A 16,272-nucleotide genomic window follows, 5' to 3' on the forward strand; every position below is an offset into this window, starting at 1 on the left:
GGCTGAGACGGCGAGGGCTAGGCAAACTGCGCTGGCTGATAGCGCGGTGAATCTTGCTCGATTGTGCACGGGGTGACTCCTTTGTCGGGTGATGACCTGAATCGTCATGGGAGCGCTCTCACGCCCTGGAATCATCCTTGAGTGACCTGCGTCTCATGTCAAGTGGGAGCGCTTCCACGCACTTGACATACGACCGCCCCGTCACCATCGCGCCTAGTCAGGGGCCCACGGCACGAACGGCCGTAATGCAATCGTTATCTCCGAGGTGGCCCATAAAGGGCTAGGGGAAGGTCTTTGGCGCTGGACCATCGCTTGACACCGCGCCGCCTGCCGGTATTACCTAAGTGAATTACCTAATGACCATTCGGTCACTAATAACCAGACCGGTCAGCTTGTCCGGTCAAAACAGTGAGGCTCCAATGGCGGACACCGGTGCCCGACACACGCATCCTATCCTCGAGCAGGATCATGCCTCCCGCTGGTTAGGCATCGACGTCGTCGACCTGGCCGATGGCCACGCGATCATCACCATGCGCCTTCGCCCCGACATGCTCAACGGGTTTGGCATCGCCCACGGCGGGATGGTCTTTGCCCTCGCCGACTCGGCCTTCGCCCTGGCCTGCAACCCCATCGGTGAAACGGACACCATTACCGTCGCCTCGGGCGCGGACGTCACCTTCCTGGCCTCGGCCCATCCCGGGGATCTGCTGACCGCCACCGCTAACCGGCGCGCCTCAGCCGGGCGTAGCGGCCTTTACGACATTTCCGTCTCCGCGGAAAACGAGAACGGTACCCGGGCGATTGCCGAGTTCCGCGGCCGTTCCCGGACCATCCCCAATCCCCAGCTCGCCAAGCCCAGCAGCGCCGCTGTCACCACCACAGAAAAGAGCCTCCCATGACCAGCACGGCACTCAAGGCCTCAGCCGCCGATCCCTCAACCCTCGACGCCGAGGAACTGATGTCGAGGGACCAGATCGAAGCCCTGCAGCTGACCAGGCTCCAGCACACGGTGCAGTATGCCTACGACAGGGTCCAGTTGTACAAGGACAAGTTCGATGCGGCAGGGGTTCACCCGACGGATCTTAAAGAACTCAGCGATTTGTCGCTCTTCCCGTACACCACCAAGGAGGACCTGCGGCGCACCTACCCGTTCGGCATGTTCGCCGTCCCGCAGCCCCAGGTGGCACGCATCCACGCGTCGTCGGGCACCACAGGGCGGCCCACAGTGGTCGGCTACACTGCTGGCGACCTGGACCGCTGGGCCACCCTCGTGGCGCGGTCCCTGCGGGCATCAGGGGTCAAGAAGGGCGACAAGGTGCACAACGCCTACGGTTACGGGCTCTTCACCGGCGGCCTCGGCGCCCACTTCGGTGCCGAAAAACTCGGCTGCACCGTCATCCCCATTTCGGGTGGGCAGACCGAACGCCAGGTCCAGCTCATCAAGGACTTCGAGCCCGACGCCATCCTCGCCACCCCCACCTACCTACTCACCATCCTCGACGCCATGGCAGCCGCGGGCATCGACCCCGCGAGCACCTCGCTGAAAACGGCTGTGCTCGGCGCTGAGCCCTGGACCGAGGAGATGCGCCACGAACTGGAGAACCGGATGGGGTTCGACGCCTGCGACATCTACGGCCTGTCCGAGGTGATGGGCCCGGGCGTGGCAGGCGAATGTGTCGAGAGCAAGGACGGCTCCCACATCTGGGAAGACCATTTCCGCCCCGAGATCATCGACCCGTTCACCGACAACGTGCTCAACGACGGCGAACACGGCGAGCTGGTCTTCACCTCCCTCACCAAGGAGGCCCTGCCCATCATCAGGTACCGCACCCACGACCTGACCCGGCTGCTGCCCGGCACCGCACGGCCCGGGATGCGCCGGATGGGCCGCATCACCGGACGCAGCGACGACATGATCATCCTCCGCGGGGTCAACCTTTTCCCCACCCAGATCGAGGAAATCGCACTGCGCATCCCAGCGCTCAGTCCGCACTTCCAGTTGGAAATCACGCGGCCTGAAGGCCAGCGGATGGATGCGATGACCGTCAAGATCGAGCCGCGTGAGGGAGTCTCGGCGCACGACGCCGAAACCGCTGCCAGCACCCTCAGCGAACAGATCAAGATTCACATCGGCTCCAGCTGCGCCGTCACCATCGCCGAGCCCGGTTCGCTCGCCCGGTCCAGCGGCAAACTCCGGCGGATCTACGACCTGCGGCCCAAGGCCGGCGCCTGATGCCAACCGCTCCCCCGGCGGCCAACCGGCGCGGCCGGCCCGGCTATGACCAGCAGGCTGTCCTCACCATCGCCGTCGACGTGTTCAACCGGCACGGATACGAAGCCACGTCGATGGGCGTCCTCGCCGAAAACCTGGGGATCAGCAAGTCAGCCATTTACCATCACGTCCCCTCCAAAGGGGACCTGCTGCGTCTGGCGCTGGATCATGCGCTGGGCGGGCTGGAGGCGGTGCTGACCGATCCCGCAGCGACCTCGGGCAAGGCCGATGCCCGGCTGGAGTTCGTGCTGCGGGGCACCATCGCCGTCCTGATCGAGCGGCTCCCCTTCGTCACCCTGCTGCTGCGGCTGCGCGGGAACACGGAGGTGGAGCGGGGCGCCCTGGAGCGCCGTCGTGCCTTTGACCGGCAGGTGGCGGCGCTGGTCGACGCGGCACGGACCGAAGGTTCCCTGCGGTCCGACATCGACCCGCGCACCACCACCCGCCTGCTGTTCGGCACGATCAACTCGATTGTCGAGTGGTACAAACCCGGCGGTGCAGTGTCGCCCGAGAAGCTGGCCGACGACGTCATCACCATGGTCTTCGACGGACTCCACCGCTCCTAGCCCGCACACCCCCGCAACAGCCCTCCCGCCTGCTACGGCGGGAGGGCACTCCGCACCCACCGGAGCTGACCGCTCGGCGGAGGGCTCGGCTCGGCCTACTTCTCGACGAGGGTCAGGACGTCGTAGGTCGCGACGATCTCGTCGTCCTGGTTGTGCAGCACAGCGTCCCAGGCCACTTCCCCGTATTCTTCGTCCTCGCGCGGGGTAATCCGCTTGGCCGTCAGGGTGACCCGGATGGAGTCCCCGGCAGCGACCGGGGTGATGAACCGCAGGTTCTCCAGCCCGTAGTTCGCGAGGACCGGCCCCGGAGCGGGATCGACGAACAGCCCCGCACCCCAGGACAACAGCAGGTAGCCGTGTGCCACGATGCCCGGGAAGAACGGGTTCGCGGCTGCGGCTTCCTCGTTGGTGTGCGCGTAGAAGGTGTCCCCGGTGGTGTTGGCGAACGCGGTGATGTCCTCAAGGGTTACCTGCCGCAGGTCCGAGCGGATGGCGTCGCCAATCTGCAGGGCGGCAAGATCCTTCCGGAACGGGTGGGTGCCGTCAAAACGGCGCTCAGCACCGGTATGCCAGACCCCGGTGACCGCGGTGAGCATGTTCGGGGAGCCCTGGATGGCCGTGCGCTGCATGTGGTGCAGCACCGAGCGGATGCCGCCGAGTTCCTCGCCACCGCCGGCGCGGCCCGGACCGCCGTGGACCAGGTGCGGCACGGGCGAGCCGTGCCCGGTGGAGCTGCGGGCGTCTTCCCGGTTGAGCATCAGCACGCGCCCGTGGTGGGCGGCGATGCCAAGAACCAGCTCCCGGGCCACGTTGGGGTCGTTGGTGCAAACCGTCGCCACGAGTGATCCGGCGCCCAGGGCGGCGAGCCGCACGGCGTGCGCGGCGTCGTCGTACCCGATGACCGAAGCGACCGGGCCGAACGCTTCAACCGTGTGCAGCTCGATGGCTTCGGCGTTCTCCCAGGTCAGCAGTACCGGGGACATGAAGGCGCCCTCGACGGCGGTGTCCACGGTGCCGTCGGCCCGGGTGACACGGGGCGCGTCGAGCGTGCCGTAGGCGAGCTCCCCGCCCGCGGCGATCATGGTTTCGACGGCGGAGCGGACATCCCTGAGCTGGTCCAGGGAGGCCAGGGCGCCCATCGTGACGCCCTCGGCACGCGGGTCGCCGAGCACGATGCGCTGTTCGATGCGGTCCCGGGCGGCGGCGACGACGTCGTTCACCAGGGTCTTGGGCACGATGGTGCGGCGGATGCTCGTGCACTTCTGCCCGGCCTTGACCGTAATCTCGGTGACGAGGGATTTAATGAAGGCGTCAAACTCGGGGGTGCCCGGGACGGCGTCCTCGCCCAGGATGGCCGCGTTGAGCGAATCGGTTTCGGAGGTGAAGCGGACGCCGCCGTGCACCACGTTGTCGTGGGACTTCAGCTTGTTGGCGGTCGACGCCGACCCCGTGAACGAGACCAGATCCCGGTAGTCCAGGTAGTCGAGCAGGTCCCGGGCGGATCCGGAAATCAGCTGCAGCGCGCCCTGCGGGAGGATGTTGGACTCGATGATGAATTTCACGACGGCGGCGGTCAGGTACCCGGTTGGTGTCGCCGGTTTGACGATGGTGGGAACGCCGGCCAGGAAGGCCGGAGCCAGCTTCTCGAGCATGCCCCAGACTGGGAAGTTGAAGGCGTTGATTTGCACGGCCGCGCCCGGGATGCGCGTGTAAATGTGTTCGCCGAGGAAGGTGCCGTCCTTCGAGAGGGTTTCCGGCGGCCCATCCACCACGACGTTGGAGTTGGGCAGCTCGCGGCGGCCCTTCGATCCGAAGGTGAAGAGCACCCCGATTCCGCCGTCGATGTCGACCATGGAATCGATTTTCGTCGCACCGGTCCGGGCCGACAGTTCATACAGCGAGGTGCGCTGGTCGTTGAGGAACTGAGCCAGCGCCTTGAGCATCAGTGCGCGCTGGTGGAAGGTGAACTTGCCGAGGGTCTGCTGCCCGGTGGTCCGGGCATAGTCGACTACCCGGGCGACGTCGAGTCCCTCGGTGCTGACCACCGCCAGCGTCTCACCGGTGCTCGCGTCCCGGACTTCGGCGCTGTTGCGTTCTGTCAGGGAGGTAGCGTCTGGCGTCCACCAGGCATCCTCGATGAAGCTGGGAACTGTCTGCACGCGTACGGCTGTTGAAGTCATCGTCGACTTGCCTTTCACCTGTGGGTAGCGGCGCCCGCCCTCCGTGAGGAGGATAACTGAACGGACGTTCGGTAATATGTCCAGCGTACATTAACTGGCCTTTCCACATCCCTCAAAGGAGCCCTTCGGTGACTCACCAGACCTGGCAGATCCAGCTCGGCGAACTCGACGAGAAGATGGGCGTGAAAATCCTCGAGCAGTCGGTTGAGCGGGTGGTCGCCACTATGCCGGTGGCAGGCAACCGGCAGTCCTTCGGGCTTTTGCACGGCGGCGCGTCGCTCGCCGTCGGCGAGGCTGTGGGGTCCTGGGCGGCAGTCATCCACGCCAGCACCATGGGAAAGACCGCCGTCGGCGTCGACGTGTCGGCCACCCATCACAAGTCCGCCCGCGAAGGATTGGTCACCATCACAGCGACCCCCATCCACCTGGGCGGCACCCTCACCACCCACGAGGTGGTGCTGACCAACGACGACGGCGCGCGGCTGTGCAGCCTGCGGATCACCAATCTGATCATCGACCGCCGCTAGGCACCCGAGGTCAACCGGTTCCTCAACGCCGCCACTGCCGACGGGGTCAGGCCGGCGTCCAGGAGGTACTGGGCCGCGTCGAGTTGGGAGAGCAGCTGATGCAGGTGCGCTGCCGAACGGTCCAGCCGCTTCTGCAGTTCGTCTTTGGACGCCGGCGGCTCCTTCGGCGTCTCCTGCGTCGCGAAGAACTGGTTGATTCCGCGGACTCCCAGGGCATAGTCCTGCACGATCTCATCGGCGGATACGCCCGCCGCCGACAGCATGACGGCTGTCACCATGCCGGTGCGGTCCCGGCCAGCTGAGCAGTGGATGATCACGCCGCCGTCGGGTGCATCGATCACTGTCTGCACCACGGCGGCGATCTTCTCAGGCCAGCGCCGCAGGTTCTCCCGGTAGTGCTCCGGGGAGCTCAGGTACGGCCCAACCAGTTCCATGAAGTCGGCGTCGGACTGGTCCTCGGTGGGACGGTTCACGATGGTGAAGCGGGTCAGAGTGTCAGCAGCGACAGCCGGGTCACCGGGGCGCCGTCCGAACTCGCCGGGGTTGCGCAGGTCGACCACGGTGCGGACGCCGTCGTCGTACGCCTGTCGCCAGCCAGTTGAGGAAAGCCATTCGTGCCGCCCCATCCGGTACATGCGGCCGGGTAGGATCACCCCGCCGAGACCGCCGAGATCCCGAGCGTTGACGGCGCCGTCCCACCGGACGGCACGGGCTTCGGCCGCGGCAGGATCAGCGGTGTGGCCCGGCTGGGAGGTCATGACCACACTCTAACAATTTGTGGCCAGTCCGGGTGCAGGCTTCTTTCCTGGCCTGTTTCCAGAAAGCTACTGCAGGTGTATCTTTCAGCCATGAAAACTCCCCGTCACTCCCTGTTCGGACGTTCTGCCGCTGCGGCGGCGCTATCGGTCGGCCTGTTGGCCAGCACGATCGCGGGTCCCGCCGCCGCTCATACCCAGGGCCCCCCGGTCCCGGCCGACTATGTGGCCCTGGGCGATTCCTACGCTGCCGGGTTCGGCGCGGGCTTCTACGCCAATGTGTGCGGGCAGTCACCGCTGGGGCTGCCGGCGCTCCTCGACGAGCAACGCAAAATCGAGTTGACCTACAACGCCACCTGTTCCGGGGCGAAGGCCGCAACAAACCCCACCGATGCGGTACCCGACGTCCCTGAGCAGCTGGCAGGACTCGTTTTCAACGGGCTGATCGGTGCTGAGACGGACCTCGTCACGGTGTCGGCGGGCGGCAACGACCTGGATTTTGGGGGCGTAGTGGGGGCGTGTGCCACGCAGGTACTCGAGATCTGCCAAATGGTAATCGACGGCCGCACGATCCAGGCGCAGACCAGCCTGGCCGCGGCACTCGATGACCTGTACGGGGAGCTGCGCACTGCCGCGCCGAACGCCACAATTGTGGTCACCGGGTACCCGCACCTGTTCTCGCCAAAGTCCGGATCGGAGGTACTGCTCAGTACCGAGGCGCAGCAGTTGTTCAACGACGGTACCGATGCGCTCAACGCGGTCATCAAGCACACCGCCGAAGCCAACGGACTGCAGTATGTGGACGTGGTGAAGAGGTTCACAGGCCACGGTATTGGCACCCGGGATCCGTGGATCACGTATACCGGGTTCACCGCCATCGACGACCTGCACCCGAATGCCAAGGGATACGAGTCCGGTTATTTCAAGGCGATCCGCAGCGCAGTGAACCTGAATACTCTGTGGCGGTAGCGCCGGGGCACCGGCGGAGGGGTGTTCTTCGACCGTTTCCGGCTCACTCGGTCCAGTCGAAGAACCCTTTACCTGACTTCCGGCCGAGCTCGCCGCGGGCCACCTTGTCCCGCAGTAGCTGCGGCGGCGCGAAGCGTTCCCCCAGGGTTGATTCGAGATATTCAGCGATGCCGAGCCGGACATCCAGGCCCACCAGGTCGGTGGTACGCAACGGACCTACCGGGTGTTTGTAGCCCAGCACCATGGCGGTGTCGATGTCTTCGGCCGAGGCGACACCCTCCTCGACCATCCGCATCGCCTCGAGGGCGATTGCGACGCCCAACCGGGAACTGGCGAAGCCGGGCGCATCCTTGACGACCACCGGGGTTTTCCCGAGCAGTTCCACCCAGCCGCGCGCTGCGTCGGCGAGCTCGTCGGAGGTCTGCTGGGCCAGGACCACCTCGATCAGCGTTGAGGCGGGCACCGGGTTGAAGAAGTGCAGCCCGCAGAACCGCTCCGGCCGTTGGAGCTTCCCGGCCAGTGAGCTCACCGATAGGGACGACGTGTTGGTCGCCAGCCATGCGTTGGACGTCAACCGTTCCTCGACCGCTGTGAGGGCGGCTGCCTTCAGCTCGGCGTCCTCGGGGACCGCTTCCACCACCAGCCCGCAGGTTTCGAACGCCGCGTAGTCAACCGACACGGAAACCCGTGCCGAGAGTGTCTGGAGATCCTCCGATGTGGTCCCGCGCTGCACGCTTTTGCCGAGTCCGTCGAGGACCCGCTGCCGTGCCGCCTCGGCGGCGTCGTCGTCGCGCTCGACGACGACAACGGTGGCACCCGCTGTGCAGAAGGCGTGGGCGATACCCGCGCCCATCCGGCCGCCACCCAGGACGCCAACGATGTCGGGGATGTGGGCTGCGCTGGGGATTGCTGTAGTCATTTTTTCTTCCTGTCGAGGAATGCCTGCATCCGGTCGAACTTCGCCTCGGATTCAAACAGGATTCCCTGGGCTAACTGGTCAATGACCGGGTGGGCCTCGGGCGGAGCGTGGAACACGGATTTGGTGATGCGGACGGCCAGTGGGTCCTGCCGTGCAATCCGGTCGGCGAGCGCATTGGCGCCCGCGAGGAGGGCCTCGGGTTCGTGGATTTCGGTGATCAGCCTGGCAGCGAGGGCCTCATCGGCGCCCAGGATCCGCCCGGCGAGGAGGATTTCCTTCGCCAGTGGTTCGCCGACCAGTTCCCGGAGCCGCCAGGTGGCGCCCGCGGCAGCCAGAATCCCGAGGCCGGTTTCAGGGTTACCGAGCTTCAGGCTGGGCGTGCCGATCCTGAAGTCAGCGGCGTAGGCCAACTCGGCGCCTCCGCCGAGGGCATACCCGTCCAACGCGGCGATGACCGGCAGGGGGAGCCGGGCAATGCGGGCAAAGAGGGTGGAGTTGATCCCGGCGAGCGCATCGTCCCGGCGTCGCTCCCGCAGCTGGGCGATGTCGGCGCCTGAGGCAAACACGCCGTTACTTCCAGTGAGGATGAGGATCCGCGGCCGCTTCTCCAGCGCCTCACACACAGCATGCAGTTCATCGACCATCGTCTGGTCGATGGCGTTACGGACCTCGGGGCGGTGCAGTTGGACGGTGAGGCGGTCGCCGTCGTCAGTGACCCGCAGCGTGGTGAACTGGTCCATCAGACGCGCTCCAGCAGCATGGCGGTGCCCTGCCCCACACCGACGCACATGGTGGCCAGCCCGATCGCCCGGCCCTCACCGCGTGCCTCGCGTTCCAGGCGGCCGAGCAGCGTGATCGCGAGCCGGGACCCCGACGATCCGAGGGGGTGGCCGAGAGCGATAGCACCGCCGTCGCGGTTCACCAGTTCCTCATCGAGTCCGAGCCGGCGGATGCAGGCGATGGACTGGGTGGCGAAGGCCTCGTTGAGTTCGACGGAGGTCAGATCGCTGATGCTCAGCCCGGTGCGCTGGAGTACCTTTTGTGTGGCCGGAACCGGGCCGATGCCCATGATGGCCGGCGGGACGCCCGCCGATGCACCGTCAAGGATGCGGGCGCGGGCGGCGAGGCCCAGCCGGTTCACTGCCGCTTCGGAGGCGACGACGACGGCGGAGGCACCGTCGTTCAGTGAACTGGAGTTGCCTGCGGTGACCACCCCGTCCTTCTTGACGACCGGGCGAAGTCCGGCGAGCACGTCGAGGGTGGTCTCGGCGCGGGGTCCTTCGTCGGTGTCGACGGTGACCTCGCGCTTGCCGTGGCGGGTCTGCACCGGCACAATCTCGTCGCGGAAGCGGCCCGCCTCAATCGCGGCGAGTGCCCGCTGGTGGGACCGCAGGGCGAAGGCGTCGGCGTCGTCGCGGGTGATGCCGTCCACCGAGGCGACCTCCTCTGCGGTTTCCGGCATGGAGTAGGTGGTCTTGTCCTGTGCCGCGAACAACGGGTTGGTGAACCGCCAGCCGATCGAGGTGTCGAACACGTCCCCCGGCTTGGCGAACGCCTTGGCCGGCTTCTCCATCACCCAGGGCGCACGGCTCATGGATTCCACGCCGCCGGCGACCACAATGTCGGCGGCGCCGGACTTGATCATGTGGGAGGCCATAATGATGGCTGACAACCCTGAGGCGCAGAGCCGGTTGACGGTGATTCCGGGAACGGTATCCGGGAGTCCGGCGAGCAGCGAGGCCATGCGTGCGACGTTGCGGTTCTCCTCGCCGGCGCCGTTGGCGTTGCCGAAGATCACTTCGTCGATTTCCCCGGGATCGATACCTGCGCGGGCCACCGCCTCGCGGATCGCGAGCGCTGCGAGGTCATCGGGCCTGACCCCGGAAAGCGCTCCGCCGTAGCGTCCCACCGGGGTGCGTACCCCGCCGACCAGAAATGCCTCGGCCATGCCTGCCTCCAGAATCATCAACGATTGTGTAAGTCACACGATCAGCCTAATTACTGACCGTTCGTTCTATATTACAGATGTGTCCGGAAAAGTGGCTCCCCCGCAAAGCTGGCGTTGCCCCACCGCTTGTGTGCGGTGCCGCAACTATTCCGGCGGACCCGCGACCCGGCCGGCCTCAAGCCGCAACTCCTTCGCGCCGGGGAGACCGGTGAACCACCGCCGGAGTTCGCGGTCGTGGCTGACGACGACGAGGGTGCCGTCGTACCCGGCCAGAGCCTCTTCGAGCTCCCCCACCAACACCGGGGCGAGGTGATTCGTGGGTTCGTCGAACAGGATGACGTCGTAGCGCCCCACCAGCAGGCGAGCCAGTGCAAGCCTGCGGTATTGGCCCGCGGAAAGGGTCCCGACGGGAACCAGGAAGTCGGCGCTGCGGAACAGGCCAAGGTTGAGGAGGCGGTCGGCGTGTTCGTCCAGGTCGCCTTGCAGACCCGAGGCGAAGGCCGGCAGGAGCCGCATCGACGGGCGGGGGTGCGGGGGCAGCTCCTGCGGAAGGTATCCGAGCCTGCCCCGCTGGACCACTGTGCCCTCCTGCACCGGGCAGAGCCCGGCCACGACGTCAAGCAGAGTCGTTTTACCCGCTCCGTTGGGACCGGTAACCAGGAGGTTCTCCCCCGCTCCTACCGTCAGCGAACCCACTGCCAGACGATCACCGACCGCGACGCCCTCAAGAGTGATCACCGGCCCAGCCAGTGACTGCCCGCCGAACTGGGCGGACAGCGCCAAAGGCTGAGGCGGTCGATCCACCGGCCGCTCCTCCAGCCGCCGCAGCCGCTCCTGCGCGTTTCGCTTCTGGCTGGTGATGGCTTCCTGCACGGTGCCCTGTTTGAAGTCGTAGCCCATCTTGTCGCCGTCGCGTCGACGCCCGTAACCCATCCGCCCCTCCACCGCTGCGGCTTTCATTCGTTCGGCTTCCTTGGCGTCCAGCCATTGCTGGTATTCCTGTTCCCACCGATTGCGTTCAGCAACCTTGGCCCGGAGGTATCCCTCGTATCCATCGCCATACCGCCGGAGTTCCCTGCGGTCGCCGTCCACTTCAATGATGGTCGTCGCGAAGGTGCGCAGGAACGATCGGTCGTGGGACACGGCGACGACCGCGCCCCGGTGGGCGGCGAGCTCCCGTTCCAGCCAGCTGACGGCGTCGTCGTCAAGATGGTTGGTGGGTTCGTCCAGCAGGAGGATGGCGGCCGGGTCGGCGAGCAGGCAAGCCAGCGCAAGGCGCTCCTGTTCTCCGCCGGAGAGCGTGTCAAGGGTGCGGCCCCGTTCCAGGCCGCCCAGCCCCAGCTGGCTGAGGGCTGCGTCAACCCGCGAGTCGACGGCGTAGCCTCATGCAGGTCATATTCGGATTGGAGTGCCCCGTAGTGTTCCAGCTCGTCTGGATCAGCCGATTCCAGGGAGGCTTCACGCCTCCTCAGCTCCGCCTCGAGGGCCCGGATTCCGCTCAGGGCCGCGTCAATCACGGTTTGGACGGTGTCGGACGGCGCATGGTCAAGTGTCTGCGGCAGGTGACCGACCGCTCCGTGCACTGAGATGTGTCCGCCATCGGGGGTTTCGAGCCCGGCCACCAGGCGCATCAGCGTGGACTTGCCGGCGCCGTTCTCCCCGACCACTGCCACCCGTTCACCACGGCCGACGGTCAGGTCGACGTGGTCAAGCAGCAGGCGGTCCCCATAGCCGTGGGACACGTCGGAAAGTTGGATATGTTCGGTCAAAGGAGTTCCTCGCGATATCGGAAAGTGCGCAGGCGTCGCGGCGCGCGGGTTCGAAGCGGGCGGTTGGCGCCGGCCGAACAGGCAGGTGCAAGGCTACTTCCTCATGGCTCCAGCGTGCCCCGGTGTGGGCAAGCCGTCAACCTCACCGGGGCACACCCCCGGCTGCCCTGTCGCGCTGACGGTGGATTTTCGACAAAATGTGGGTGTGACCACCAATCGAAGCACCCCCCATCAGTGATATCCGCATCGCCTGCCGTCCGACGCTACTCAGCCTTCAGCACCTCAGCCGCGGGAGGTAACCCGGCCGGGGTGGTGATGGAGGCCGCGGATCTTTCTGACGATCAAATGCAATCTATAGCTTCCGACGTCGGCTACAGCGAAACGGCCTTCCTCACCGGACCCATCACCGCCGGTTCCCCGATTCCGATCCGCTACTTTGCGCCGGTGGGCGAAGTGGACTTCTGCGGTCACGCGACAATCGCGACGGCGGTGGCACTGGGGGAAGACGCGGGACTGGGCGCCTATACGCTGCATACCAAGGTGGGACCGGTGAACGTCAGGGCTTCACGCGACCGTCGAGGCTTTCAGGGCTCTTTGGAGAGCCCGCCGATCAGCTGCTCACCGCTGGCTGCCACCGATCTTGAGCTGCTCCTGAGCAGCCTGCGGTGGACAGGGGAGGTGCTCCATCCCGATTATCTTCCCGGGATCGGATTTGGTGGCAATCTCCATCCGGTCGTCGTCGTCAGGGATGCCGAAACGCTTGGCACTCTGGACTACCACTTCGCTGCGTTGCAGGAACTCTGTCGGACGCATACGTGGATCACGGTAACCCTGATAGCTCCCGCCGGTCCCGGCCTCTGGCAGGCGCGGAATCCATTCCCCTGGGGCGGGGTGGTTGAAGACCCCGCTACCGGTGCCGCGGCCGCAGCGTTCGCCGGGTACCTGAGGGCTCAGGGTCGGATAGCTGCGGGCGCGAGCTTCACGATCCGTCAAGGGATCGAGATGGGTCGGCCCAGCACGCTCGAGGTCACGGTGCTCGAAGCGACTGCTCTGATCAGCGGCTACGCCGCGGTCATCACCCAGGGCGTCCCGGGTGTCGCCTCAGCGTCGAGAAACTGGAGAACCGCCGAAACAACCGCCAAAGCAGAGCCTCACACGGACAGCTACTGACCGCGATGAGGTAGTGCCCGCCCCCGTCCGTCCCTAAAGTCGGTCCATGACCTACAACATCCAGATCACCCTCGACTGCACCAACACCCACGATCAGGCGGACTGGTGGGCTGAAACGCTCGGGTGGGTGGTGGAACCCACCGATCAGACCTTCATCGACGATGTGCTGGCCAAGGGCTGGGCCCAGCCGGATGAGCTCATTGTGCACAAAGGGGTGCGCGTGTGGCGCGACGGCGCAGCCATCTGCCGCCCCGGGGAGGATAGCCACAAGGGCAGGCTACGGATGCTATTTCAGCCAGTGCCTGAACCGAAGACTGTCAAGAACCGCTGCCACCTGGACATCAACCTCGACTGTGACGATAAAGACGAGCTCAGGGCCCGGCTTGAGGGCCGGGGTGCCCAGTTTCTCTACCAGGCGAACCAAGGCCCCCACGTTTGGTACACGATGGTCGATCCTGAGGGCAATGAGTTCTGCCTCGGGTGAGGACTCTTAGCTCCGAACGGCGCGTTGACGCAACAACACGATGGCTGCAGCGAGACCACCAGCAGCGGCGATGCCCGCCGCGGCAGGGGTTGCCGCTGCTAGCCGACCGGCGGGCGTAGCCACCCCGGTGTCGACGCCGCCCACCGGCATCTGGCCCACCTGAGGTGCGGGGTCCGGGTCGGGGGATCGAAAATCGATGAAGCAGGGGTACGTTCCATCCGGGAACACGATGGACCCAGGGTTGACCGCGCACAGGTTTGTACCGTCGGCTGCGATCACGCCCCCGGTGACAAAGGTGACGGTGTCCGGGTCTACTACCGTCGCCTGGTCGAACGGGACGAACACGATGTCGTCCGTTGCTGCCATCGCGGTCGACGCGCCAACGAACATGGTTGAAGACGAGACTGCAACGATTGCCAGGATCTTGGTGACTTTCACGGCTCTCCCTTCGGCGGCCGCCCCTCTGGCAGCCAGCATTGGCTTAGCTAACCAAACACCGAAAAAATACGCCAGGGCCCCGGGATAACGAGACCGCTGGCCAACGGCGGACCCTCTTCATGCCAACCGCTCGGCACAAAGCTAGACTCGATGGGTGACTATCGACCTTCCCCCACAGGTTTCTGACCTCTTCGACCCTGCCCGCTGGCGACTCGTCTCCGGGTTCGGCGATCTCGAGGACATCACGTACCACCGACAGGTCGAACGGGGCCCCGGCGGGGAGGTCAAAGACCTGCCAACGGTGAGGATCGCCTTCAACCGGCCCGAGGTGCGCAACGCGTTCCGCCCCGGGACCGTCGATGAGCTGTACCGGACGATGGACCATGCGCGAATGACCTCCGATGTCGCCACCGTACTGCTCACCGGCAACGGGCCATCCCCGAAGGACGGCGGCCACTCGTTCTGCTCGGGCGGCGACCAGCGGATTCGCGGCCGCGACGGATACCGGTACGCCGACGGCGAGACCAGTGAAAGCGTCGATCCCGCACGGGCCGGCCGGCTCCACATTCTTGAGGTGCAGCGGCTGATGCGGACCATGCCGAAGGTGGTCATCGCCGTCGTCAATGGGTGGGCGGCCGGCGGCGGGCACAGTCTGCATGTGGTGGCTGACCTGACCATCGCCTCCCGCGAGTACGGCAAGTTCAAGCAGACCGATGCCACGGTGGGAAGTTTCGACGCCGGTTATGGCTCGGCGCTGCTGGCCCGCCAGATCGGGCAGAAGAAGGCTCGCGAGATCTTCTTCCTCGCCCGGGAGTACTCAGCCGAAGAAATGGTCGCGATGGGCGCGGTCAACGAGGCCGTGGACCACCACGAACTGGAGAACACGGCACTGCAGTACGCAGCGGACATTGCCCGGCAAAGCCCGCAGGCAATCCGCATGCTCAAATTCGCGTTCAATCTGGCCGACGACGGCCTCGCGGGCCAGCAGGTCTTCGCTGGCGAAGCGACCCGGATGGCGTATATGACCAACGAAGCGGTCGAGGGTAAGGAAGCCTTCCTGGAAAAGCGGGCACCCGACTGGTCCGCTTACCCCTACTATTTCTAGGCCAATCATGGAACTGTTACCGATCCACACCCCGCCCGAGGCTGACCCTCATGCCCTCCTCACCCCACTGGCCGCTGCGCTGGCCGGTGAAGGCCCCGCCGTCGCGCCCCATGCCGACCCGGACCAGCGCTTCGACGGTGAACTGTCGAACGACGAGATCGCCGCCGTGCTCAGCACTTCGGGTTCGACCGGCGTCCCGAAGCAGACGATGCTCAGCGTCGATGCGCTCGCCGCTTCGGCGATGGGGACCGCCCTCGCGCTGAAGGCTGAGGGCCAGTGGCTCCTCACCCTGCCCGTGCACTATGTGGCGGGCTTTCAGGTGCTGGTCCGGTCGCTCTACGCCGGCACCCGGCCCTGGGCGATGGACCTCTCCGCCCCGTTCAGCGCGGAGGCTTTCACTGCGGCCGCCGGCGAACTGACCGACAAGGTCCGGTTCACGTCGCTGGTCCCCACCCAGCTGCACCGCCTGCTCCAGGACCCACGTCCTGAAACGCTCCAGGTGCTGCGCCGGTTCAACGCCATCCTGCTGGGCGGCGCCCCAGCGTCCGAAACCCTCCGCAGCGAAGCGCGCAAACACGGACTGAACCTGGTGCTCACGTACGGCATGAGTGAAACCTGCGGCGGTTGCGTGTACGACGGCGTCCCGCTGGAAGGCGTGGACCTCCTCTCCGAGGATGGCCGGCTGTGGATCAGCGGACCGGTGCTCGCCGATGGCTACCTGGGGCAGCCCGAGCTCAGCGCCGACCGGTTCCAGTTCAATTCCGGCCGCCGCTGGTTCAAGACCGACGACGCCGGTGCCATCACCGATGGTGTGCTGAGCCTTACCGGACGGGTGGACGATGTGCTTGTCACCGGTGGATTAAAGGTCTCGGCCGGAGCCGTCGCGTCAGCGATCGAAGGGTTCCCGGGCGTTCAGGAAGCACTGGTGCTGGGCATCGAAAGCGCCGAGTGGGGCACTGAGGTGGCCGCCGTCGTCGTCGGCCACGTGAACCCGGATGAGGTGCGCCAACACGCGAAGACGGCCCTCGGGTCGCACGCGGCGCCCCGGATCATTCTGACCCTCGGGTCGCTTCCCCTCCTGCCCAACGGTAAACCCGACCGGCTGGCGGTTCGGGCTCTGCTCGAACGCGCCAGCGCGTAACCCACTACTCCCCCTACTTCCCCGACGAA

The 16,272-nt window shown here is 66.1% G+C and carries 16 protein-coding genes and 2 pseudogenes; 9 read left to right on the forward strand and 9 right to left on the reverse strand.

Annotation, left to right across the window (positions count from 1 at the left end; translation table 11 throughout):
• Positions 1–419: 419 nt before the first annotated feature.
• The 3 genes from paaI to DDA93_RS10250 are packed head-to-tail and all read left to right on the forward strand — an operon-like array spanning position 420 to position 2,838.
• Positions 420–899 carry a hydroxyphenylacetyl-CoA thioesterase PaaI gene (gene paaI / locus DDA93_RS10240; RefSeq protein ID WP_116778713.1) on the forward strand — a complete coding sequence of 160 codons (480 nt, stop codon included), beginning with the start codon at positions 420–422 and terminating at the stop codon, positions 897–899.
• Positions 896–2,233 (forward strand): phenylacetate--CoA ligase PaaK, encoded by a 1,338-nt coding sequence (gene paaK / locus DDA93_RS10245; protein ID WP_116778714.1) that lies wholly within the window; start codon positions 896–898, stop codon positions 2,231–2,233. The genes paaI and paaK overlap by 4 nt, the downstream gene beginning before the upstream one ends.
• Positions 2,233–2,838 carry a TetR/AcrR family transcriptional regulator gene (locus tag DDA93_RS10250; protein WP_019482382.1) on the forward strand — a complete coding sequence of 202 codons (606 nt, stop codon included), beginning with the start codon at positions 2,233–2,235 and terminating at the stop codon, positions 2,836–2,838. The genes paaK and DDA93_RS10250 overlap by 1 nt, the downstream gene beginning before the upstream one ends.
• Before the next feature lie 95 nt (positions 2,839–2,933).
• On the opposite strand, the gene paaZ is transcribed toward DDA93_RS10250, so the two are convergent.
• Positions 2,934–5,018, reverse strand: a complete 2,085-nt coding sequence (gene paaZ / locus DDA93_RS10255) for a phenylacetic acid degradation bifunctional protein PaaZ (protein ID WP_116778715.1) — start codon at positions 5,016–5,018, stop codon at positions 2,934–2,936.
• 176 nt (positions 5,019–5,194) lie between these two features.
• On the opposite strand from paaZ, the gene DDA93_RS10260 reads away from it, so the two are divergent.
• On the forward strand, positions 5,195–5,545 hold the full coding sequence (locus DDA93_RS10260) for a hotdog fold thioesterase (RefSeq protein ID WP_083850861.1): 351 nt from the start codon (positions 5,195–5,197) through the stop codon (positions 5,543–5,545).
• On the opposite strand, the gene DDA93_RS10265 is transcribed toward DDA93_RS10260, so the two are convergent.
• Complete coding sequence (locus DDA93_RS10265) at positions 5,542–6,303, reverse strand: tyrosine-protein phosphatase (protein ID WP_133185486.1); 762 nt, start codon at positions 6,301–6,303, stop codon at positions 5,542–5,544. The genes DDA93_RS10260 and DDA93_RS10265 overlap by 4 nt on opposite strands.
• 90 nt (positions 6,304–6,393) lie before the next feature.
• Between DDA93_RS10265 and DDA93_RS10270 the strand changes: the two genes are divergently transcribed.
• Positions 6,394–7,269 (forward strand): SGNH/GDSL hydrolase family protein, encoded by an 876-nt coding sequence (locus tag DDA93_RS10270; protein WP_133185488.1) that lies wholly within the window; start codon positions 6,394–6,396, stop codon positions 7,267–7,269.
• Positions 7,270–7,312: 43 nt separating this feature from the next.
• Here the strand turns inward: DDA93_RS10270 and DDA93_RS10275 are convergent, their stop codons facing one another.
• The 6 genes and pseudogenes from DDA93_RS10275 to DDA93_RS17120 all read right to left on the reverse strand — a co-directional run.
• Entirely contained in the window at positions 7,313–8,188 is an 876-nt protein-coding gene (locus DDA93_RS10275) for a 3-hydroxyacyl-CoA dehydrogenase family protein (protein WP_116778718.1), read from the reverse strand.
• Entirely contained in the window at positions 8,185–8,928 is a 744-nt protein-coding gene (locus DDA93_RS10280) for an enoyl-CoA hydratase/isomerase family protein (RefSeq protein ID WP_116778719.1), read from the reverse strand. Before DDA93_RS10280 ends, DDA93_RS10275 begins: the two co-directional genes overlap by 4 nt.
• Positions 8,928–10,136 (reverse strand): acetyl-CoA C-acyltransferase, encoded by a 1,209-nt coding sequence (locus DDA93_RS10285; RefSeq protein ID WP_116778720.1) that lies wholly within the window; start codon positions 10,134–10,136, stop codon positions 8,928–8,930. Before DDA93_RS10285 ends, DDA93_RS10280 begins: the two co-directional genes overlap by 1 nt.
• 144 nt (positions 10,137–10,280) lie before the next feature.
• Positions 10,281–11,279 carry an ATP-binding cassette domain-containing protein gene (locus tag DDA93_RS16790; RefSeq protein ID WP_243400591.1) on the reverse strand — a complete coding sequence of 333 codons (999 nt, stop codon included), beginning with the start codon at positions 11,277–11,279 and terminating at the stop codon, positions 10,281–10,283.
• 129 nt (positions 11,280–11,408) lie between these two features.
• A pseudogene (locus DDA93_RS16795) lies at positions 11,409–11,477 on the reverse strand (hypothetical protein); the annotation flags it as partial.
• Between the two features lie 287 nt (positions 11,478–11,764).
• A pseudogene (locus DDA93_RS17120) lies at positions 11,765–11,878 on the reverse strand (ATP-binding cassette domain-containing protein); the annotation flags it as partial.
• A gap of 261 nt (positions 11,879–12,139) precedes the next feature.
• Between DDA93_RS17120 and DDA93_RS10295 the strand changes: the two are divergent.
• Both DDA93_RS10295 and DDA93_RS10300 read left to right on the forward strand, forming a co-directional pair.
• Positions 12,140–13,075, forward strand: coding sequence for a PhzF family phenazine biosynthesis isomerase (locus DDA93_RS10295; protein WP_165802615.1), 936 nt, complete (start codon positions 12,140–12,142; stop codon positions 13,073–13,075).
• Between the two features lie 46 nt (positions 13,076–13,121).
• Complete coding sequence (locus DDA93_RS10300) at positions 13,122–13,559, forward strand: VOC family protein (RefSeq protein WP_019483198.1); 438 nt, start codon at positions 13,122–13,124, stop codon at positions 13,557–13,559.
• Positions 13,560–13,565: 6 nt separating this feature from the next.
• Here DDA93_RS10300 and DDA93_RS10305 read toward each other — a convergent pair whose 3' ends face one another.
• Positions 13,566–13,997 (reverse strand): hypothetical protein, encoded by a 432-nt coding sequence (locus DDA93_RS10305; RefSeq protein WP_116778721.1) that lies wholly within the window; start codon positions 13,995–13,997, stop codon positions 13,566–13,568.
• A gap of 154 nt (positions 13,998–14,151) precedes the next feature.
• On the opposite strand from DDA93_RS10305, the gene DDA93_RS10310 reads away from it, so the two are divergent.
• Both DDA93_RS10310 and DDA93_RS10315 read left to right on the forward strand, forming a co-directional pair.
• Complete coding sequence (locus tag DDA93_RS10310; RefSeq protein WP_019483196.1) at positions 14,152–15,102, forward strand: 1,4-dihydroxy-2-naphthoyl-CoA synthase; 951 nt, start codon at positions 14,152–14,154, stop codon at positions 15,100–15,102.
• Positions 15,103–15,109: 7 nt separating this feature from the next.
• Positions 15,110–16,243 (forward strand): AMP-binding protein, encoded by a 1,134-nt coding sequence (locus DDA93_RS10315; protein ID WP_019483195.1) that lies wholly within the window; start codon positions 15,110–15,112, stop codon positions 16,241–16,243.
• The last annotated feature ends 29 nt before the right edge of the window (positions 16,244–16,272 follow it).

The organism is Arthrobacter sp. Bz4, assembly GCF_003075455.1.
Taxonomy (GTDB): domain Bacteria; phylum Actinomycetota; class Actinomycetes; order Actinomycetales; family Micrococcaceae; genus Arthrobacter_D.